The sequence below is a fragment of the Verrucosispora sp. SN26_14.1 genome (assembly GCF_004307965.1).
Classification (GTDB): domain Bacteria; phylum Actinomycetota; class Actinomycetes; order Mycobacteriales; family Micromonosporaceae; genus Micromonospora.
Map to the genome: position 1 here is coordinate 1 of NZ_SISL01000301.1, position 7367 is coordinate 7367.

4 protein-coding genes are annotated in these 7367 nt (G+C 71.9%); 1 reads left to right on the top strand and 3 read right to left on the bottom strand.

The genetic code is table 11. The annotated features are described in order from the left end of the window. The 3 genes from EYA84_RS22360 to eccCa all read right to left on the bottom strand — a co-directional run. On the bottom strand, window positions 1-1200 hold a 1200-nt coding region (locus EYA84_RS22360), incomplete at its 3' end, for a WXG100 family type VII secretion target (RefSeq protein WP_394347603.1). A 33-nt stretch (window positions 1201-1233) separates the two neighbouring features. Next, on the bottom strand, window positions 1234-1857 hold the full coding sequence (locus tag EYA84_RS22365; RefSeq protein ID WP_131055008.1) for a hypothetical protein: 624 nt from the start codon (window positions 1855-1857) through the stop codon (window positions 1234-1236). Between the two features lie 178 nt (window positions 1858-2035). After that, window positions 2036-5998, bottom strand: coding sequence for a type VII secretion protein EccCa (gene eccCa, locus EYA84_RS22370; protein ID WP_131055010.1), 3963 nt, complete (start codon window positions 5996-5998; stop codon window positions 2036-2038). A gap of 170 nt (window positions 5999-6168) precedes the next feature. Here eccCa and eccD point away from each other — a divergent pair. Continuing rightward, the coding region (gene eccD, locus EYA84_RS22375; protein ID WP_131055012.1) for a type VII secretion integral membrane protein EccD at window positions 6169-7367 on the top strand (1199 nt) is incomplete at its 3' end.

Sequence of the window (7367 nt, forward strand, 5' to 3'; positions counted from 1 at the left end):
GGGCAACACCGGTGCACCGGTGTTGCCCGGCAGGGTCGGACGGTTCGGTGCGGGCCCGCGCTTGCCGCCCGGAGGCGCCCCGGCGCCGTTACCCGCTCCACCAGCTCCAGGAAGCGTGGGACGGTTCGGTGCTGGCCCTCTGCTGCCCGGCGTGGTGGGTCCGCCGGCGCCCGGCAGCGAGGTGCGGGGAGCGTTCGGTCGACCGCCCGAGCCCGGTTGGTGCAGGCCCGGGTTGGCCGGACGAAGTCCGGGACCCGTCACCGGCGGCGGGGCCGGGCCGGGTGCGACGGGCGTGTTCGGCGTGTTCACCGGCGGTGGTGCGGCCGGCGGCGGACCGGCCGGAGCGACCGGAGCGGTGGTGCCGGCGAGGCTGACGCCGTCCGGCGGGCCCGGCGGCGGAGCGGCGGGTGCGGCGGGCCGATCGCCCGTGTTCGGCCGGTTCGGCATGTCCGGCCGGTTCGGGCGCGAGCCGTTGAGCGAGGGCGCGCCCGGGGCGCCGCCCGGCCGACCCGGTGCACCGGGCCGAGGTGCCGATCCATAGTTGATGACGGCGTCGGTCGGTCCCTTGAACTTGCCGCCCCGGGAGATGTTGGTGATGTACACGTCGATGTAGAGGTCGGCCAGCGGCTTGGCGATGTTCTTGGCTCGCTGGTGAAACTCCGTCTGGACCTCTTCGTAGGACTTGTGCTTGTCGCCGAAGATGTCGCTGAAGGTGACCTTGGCCTTGTCCTCATCGTAGATCCGCTGCTGGTTGCGCTGCTCGGCCTGATATTCCTGCCAGAGAGCCAGCATGTCCTGTTGAGTGGTCTTGATCTTGCTGGCGAGCTGCTCCAGACCGGTGGCGTTGTTGCTCGCCACGGTCTTCCACTCGTCCAGCGAGTGCAGCGTCGCGCCGACCCGGCCCATGAAGACGCGGGCGGCCGGCGACTGCCACTTGGCGTCGAGCGAGTCCGCGTGGCGCTGGAGGTTGTCCCGGGTCGACTGGAGCAGACTGGCGGCGCGTCGCCACATCTCGGCGAGCGCGGTCGTGCGTTCGTCGCTCTCCTTGCGGACGTACTCCCACATCTGCTCGATGTTCACCGAGTCCCAGGAGGTGGGTTCGTACGGCGTGGACTGGGCGGCCCGCTCGGCCGCGTAGTCGTCCGACACCCCGGAATACATGTGGTAGCTCGGCGGCTGCCAGCCGTAGTAGTCACTCATCCCCGCTCCTCCGCTTCGCTGACCGGCCGACCGTCACCGCAGGTTCGACTGGTCGATCGCGAGGTGATCCCCGTGCAGACGTTCGGCGTCTCCTGCGATCACGTACGCCCCCGGACCCTCACCGACCACCTCGCGCTGGGCCCACGCCGGAGTCTCCTCGCGCCGATCGCCGGTCGGGCAGGAGTCCATACCCTCGTAGGGGTTCATCGGCACGGGGTTGGCGGCCTCCTGAGGAACGGTCCCGGCCGGATCGTCGGCGTTGCCCTCCTGCCAGGCGCCGCTGAGCGTCTCCTGACCGTCGACCCCGTGGAACGCGTTGAGGACGTCGTCGTTGGTGGCCTGGGCGAGCGCGTCACCGGTCAGGTACTCAGCCGAGATCGAGATGGCGGCGGTGCTGAGCGCGACGAGTCCCTTCATCGCGTCGCCCATCAGGTGGGAGACCGCCATCCGGCTCTCGTCGTGGCGGCCCCGGAAGAACGCGGCCTCCTTCATCCCGCCGCCGCCGAACGGCGCCTGTACGGTGAGCATGGGTTGCAGGCCGCCCTCGAAACTGGGCCGGAAGTTCTCGTCCAACTCCTTCTGGATTGCCTGCGCAAAGTCCTTGAGCTGCTGGATGTCGACGTTGATCTCTTCGTCGACGAGCCACTCGTCGCCCATGTCCCTCCCCCGATCACTCACCTGGCACCGGCGCGGCCGGCCCACGCGCCCCGGCGAGGGTCCCGCCTTGTGCCGGAGTCGCAGCCTGTGGGGCGTCGACCACCGAGGCGGTCGCGCAGCCGCGCACGATAATCCACTCTGGCCGACGGTAGGCCGTCCGGGCAACCCCGTACCGCGCTCAGGACCGTGGTGGAAGCTGCACCAGCTGCACCAGCCGGGTCCCGCCGCGCCGGGACACCAGCCAGCCCCGGCCCGGTGGCAGCGGCCCGGGACGGACGGTGCCGAGCAGCACCCCCTCGTCCCGGTTGCCGGACATCACGATGCCCGGTGTGCTGATCTCCCGCAGCCGCATCAGGACGGGCTCGTACAACGCCCGGCTCGCGCCACCGGTGCGGCGGGCGATGACCAGGTGCAGACCGATGTCCCGGGCCTGGGGCAGGAACTCCAGCAGCGGGGTCAGCGGGTTGCTGCCCGCGCCCGCCACCAGGTCGTAGTCGTCGACCAGCACGTACAGGTCGGGGCCCTTCCACCAGTCGCGGGCCCGCAACCGTTCCGCGCTGATGTCCGGCGGCGGCAGCCGGTCCCGCATCACGGCGGCGACCTCGGTCACGATGCCCTCGGTGACCTGTGCCGTCGAGCCGTACCCGATCAGGTGCGGCGAGTCGATGTCACCGAGCAGACTGCGTCGGTAGTCCACGAGGACCAGCCGCGCCTGGGTCAGCTCGTTGCGGTCGACGATCGTCTGCGCCAGCGCCCGCAGGAACGTGCTCTTACCCGACTCGCCGTCGCCGAACAGGATGAAGTGCGGGTCGGCGGCGAAGTCCAGGTGCACCGGCTGCAGGTCCACCTCGGCGATGCCGATCGGCACCCCCGGGCGGCCGGTGTCCAGCAGGCTGCCGTAGGGGACCACCGGCGGAAGCAGCCGAATCGGCGGGGCACCCGGCCCCTGCCAGGCGGCGGCCAGGTCGGTGACCAGCTTGCGTGCCCCCTCGGGCAGGGTCTCCGCCTCCTGCGAGCTGTCGGTCCGGGGCAGCGCCGCAAGGAACTGCTGGCCGTCCGGCGTGATGCCGCGTCCCGGTGACTTGTCCGGCACGTTCATCGCCGCCCGGCGATCCAGGTTGGAGTCGCTCGCGTCGGCCAGCCACAGCTCCAACCGGGTCCCGAAGACGTCCCGGACGGCCGGACGCAGGTCCATCCACCGTCCGGCGGTGACGATCAGGTGGATGCCGAAGGAGAGACCACGGTTGGCGATGTCGTTGATGGTGGGTTCGAGGTCCTCGAATTCCGACCGCAGCGTGGCCCAGCCGTCGATGACCAGGAAGACGTCGCCGAACGGGTCGTCGTCGTGCTGCCCGTGGCGTCGCGCCCGCCGGTACTCGGACATCGAGTCCACGCCGCGCTCGGCGAACCGGCGCTCCCGCTCGCCCATCAGCAACTGCAACTCGGCCACGGTACGCCGCACCAGGCCGGCGTCGAGGCGGGTCGCCACCGAGCCGACGTGCGGCAGCTCGCGCAACGAGGAGAGCGCGCTGCTGCCCAGGTCGAGGCAGTACACCTGGGCTTCCCGAGGGGTGTGCGTCAGGGCCAGCGAGGTGACCACGGTACGCAGCAGGGTGCTCTTGCCGCTCTGCGGACCTCCGACGATCACCGCGTGTCCGGCCGCCCCGCCCAGGTCGAACCAGAGCACGTCCCGGCGTTGCTCGAACGGCTTGTCGACGATGCCCACCGCCACCTGCAACTCGCCCAGCAGACCGGCGTGCGCCACGGTCACCCCGCGCGCCGGGTCGGCCGTCAACGGCGGCAGCAACTGGTCCAGGGTCGGCGGCTCGGCCAGCGGCGGCAGCCACACCTGGTGGGCCGGTTTGCCCCGACCGGCGAGCCGGCCGACCAGGATGTCCAACACGCTCTCGCCGACCCCGTCGACCGGATCCGGTGTCTCCTCCGGCTTCGGCGTGCGGGTCACCGGCGGCGCGACGTAGGCGGTGGTGTACTCGCGTACCCGGTCCCCGCCGTCACCCGCCGCGACCGCAGCGGCGATCTTGCTCCGGTACGCGCCGGAGACGTACGCGGCCTTGAACCGCACCAACGGCTCGGTGCCGAACCGCAGGTAGCCGTGCCCCGGCGACCGGGGCAGCTCGTACGCGTCGGTGGCACCGAGCACCACCCGCGACTCCATCGCGGAGAAGGTCCGCAGACCGATCCGGTACGACAGATGGGTGTCCAGCCCCCGCAACCGCCCCTCCTCCAACCGCTGGCTGGCCAGCAGCAGATGCACGCCGAGCGACCGGCCGACCCGGCCGATCTGCACGAACATGTCGATGAAGTCGGGCTTCGCGGTGAGCAGCTCGGAGAACTCGTCACAGATGATCAGCAGGCTCGGCAACGGCGACAGCGGCGCACCCGCCGCCCGGGCCTTCTCGTAGTCGCGCTGCGAGGCGTAGTTGCCGGCGGCCCGCAGCAACTCCTGCCGACGGACCAGCTCACCGTTGATGGAGTCGGTCATCCGGTCCACCAGCGGCAGCTCGTCGGCCAGGTTGGTGATCACCGCGCTGGTGTGCGGCAACCCGTCCAGCCGGGTGAAGGTGGCGCCGCCCTTGAAGTCGACCAGGACGAAGTTGAGGCTCTCCGACGAGTGGGTGGCCGCCAGCGCCAGCACCAGGGTCCGCAGCAGCTCGGACTTGCCGGACCCGGTCGCGCCGATGAGCAGCCCGTGCGGCCCCATGCCGTCCTGCGCGGACTCCTTCAGGTCCAGCTCCACCGGCCCGCCGTCGCTGCCGATCCCGATCGGCACCCGCAACTTGTCGCGGTTGGGACGCGGCTGCCAGCCCTGGTCGACGTCGAACTCGTACGGGTCGCCGATGTCGAGCAGGTCGGCCAGGCCCAACTCGCCGGTCAACGGGGTGTCGCCGCCGCTGCGCGAGGCGGCCGACAGACGCAGCGGAGCCAACTGCATGGCCAGCGCCTCGACCTCGGCCGGCCGGCAGTCGTCGGCCCGCCCGATCTCCGCCGGCCCGTCCACCGTGACACTGTCCAGCCGGCGGTCCGCCGACACCTCCAGCACCAGCCGCGCCCGGTCGAGCAGACGCGGCGCCGGAGTGGAGAGGTCGAGCAGGGTCACACCCTCCACCCCGCCCTCGGTCATCAGATGGTCGGAACCGGCGGTGTCACCGCCGTCCACGACCACCAGAACGTGTGGCCCGGGGACCTGCTGACCGCCACCGCTGGCGTTGAACCGGGGCCGGCTGGCGAGTACGTCGTCGAGCATCGCCTCCAGGCCGGTCACCGAGGGCGACACCAACCGCAGTTGCCCCAACGCGTCGGTACGCGACGGGTGCAGGGCGTGCGGCAACCACTTCGTCCACTCCCACCCGGCCCGCCGATCCGGCGCCACGCAGATCGCGATCAGCATGTCGTCCGGTGCGTGGAACGCGGCGGCCTGGGCGAGCACCGCCCGGACCATGCCCCGCGCCGCCTCGACGTCGCCGCGCAGGTGCACCCGGGCGAACCCGTTCAGCGCCATGGTCACCGGCAGGTCGGGCACCTCACCGTAGGTGGTGAGGAAACGGCGCAACGCCAGCGCGCACATCGGCTCCAACTTCTCCAGCGACGTGGCCGGCGGCGGCACCAGGGGCGTGGCCAGTTCCTGCGGGCCCAGGCCGATCCGGACCGTACCGAAGTCCACGTCGCCGCGCCGGCGCTCCCACAACCGCTGCCCCAACGGCAGCGACCAGAGGATGTCCGGGTCCGGGTGCCGATAGAAGGCCGCCTCGCGCTGCTTGCGGATCGTCTTCAACACCCGACGACGCTGCCGCGACAGGTGCGTCATGTACTCCCGGCGTCGCTGGAGCATCTCCTGCTTTCCCGGCCCGCCCGCGTTGTTGCTCAACTGCGAACCGAGCATGCCGATGGCGGAGAGCCCGAACAGGCCACCGGTGACGTACCCGAGAGTCGAACCGCCCCGACCCGCGAACATCAGGGCCATCGCGAACGAACCGGCGAGCATCGGCAGCATCATCATCATCTGCCCCCAGGCCTTACCGGTCGGCGCCGGCACCTCGGGCGGTGCCTCCAGGAGCACCTCGCCGGAGGGATACTCCGGTTCCGGCTGCCGGGCGGGTCGTTTGACGACCACGGTGCTCACGTGACAGACCTCCGTTGCCTCTCGCGGGCATGGTGCGTACGCCCGACACCCCCGTGCGCTCGGCCGTCGCGGAGAACCGGCACCCGCGTCACCGGCACATGGTAGGTAGCCTTCTCCCGTCAGGACAGCCGCGGGCCCATCGGCCCGCTCCGCGTACCGAGGGGTCGTCAGTGGTCACCCAGGCCGGAACCGGACTCGCGCGCATCGCCGTCGTCGCCCCCCACCGACGGCTGGACCTCGCCCTGCCCGAGCATCTGCCGCTCGTCGGACTGATGCCCGCGGTGCTGCGCCAGGCCGACGAGGAACCGTCGGACGGCACCGGCCACGGCGGGTGGATGCTGCGCCGCAGCGACGGTAGCGCCGTCGACCTGACCCGTACGCTCGCCGCCCAGAGCATCCGCGACGGCGAGACGCTGCACCTGGTGCCGCGCCGCACCGAGTGGCCGGAGCTGGCGTACGACGACCTCATGGAGGCCGTCGCCGACGGCGCCCGGCGTCGCGGCGTCGCCTGGACCCCGTTCGCGACCCGACTGACCGGCCTGATCGTGGCGGGTGTGCTGCTCCTGCTCGGCCTGGTCGTGATCGTCACCTCCACCCAGCCCGGCTGGCTCGGTGGCGCGGTCGCGCTCGGCACCGCCGCGGTGCTGCTGGCCGGCGGGATCGTGCTGTCCCGCGCGATGGCCGACTCGCTGGCCGGAGCGGTCGTCGCCGCCGCCGGGTTGCCCTACGCCTTCGTCGGCGGCGTGCTGGTGATCGGCTCCGGTGAGTCGGTCTGGGCGCTGGGCGCGCCGCACGTGCTGCTCGGCTCCGCCGTGCTGCTGCTCTCCGGCCTGCTCGGTCTGCTCGGCGTCGGTGACGCGACCCGGGTCTTCGTCGCCGCCGTCTTCGTCGGGTTCTGGGGCATGGTCGGCGGGCTGCTCGCCTTCGGCACGATGGACGCCGCCCAGGGCGCCGCCGTCGTGGTCAGCGCGGTGGCCCTCCTGCTGCCGGCCATGCCGCTGCTCTCCGTACGGCTCGGCAAGATGCCGATGCCGGCGCTGCCGCGTACCGCCGAGGACCTGCTGCGGGACGAGCCGCAGCCCAAGCGGGAGATCGTCTACCAGGCCACCGCTCGCGCCGACGAGGTGCTCACCGGCATGATCTTCGGGGCCTTCGTCGTCACCGTCAGTTGCCTGGTCGTACTCACCGCCACCGGCACCGTCTCCGCGCTGCTGCTGGCCGGGGTGATCTCGCTCGGCTACCTGCTGCGGGCCCGGCTGGTGGCGACGGTCCGGCACCGGGTGCCGATGCTCGCCGCCGGCCTGGTGGGCCTGGGCCTGCTGCCCCTGGTCGGCGCGGCCGACGCGTCGACGGCCGCGCGGGTGCTGGC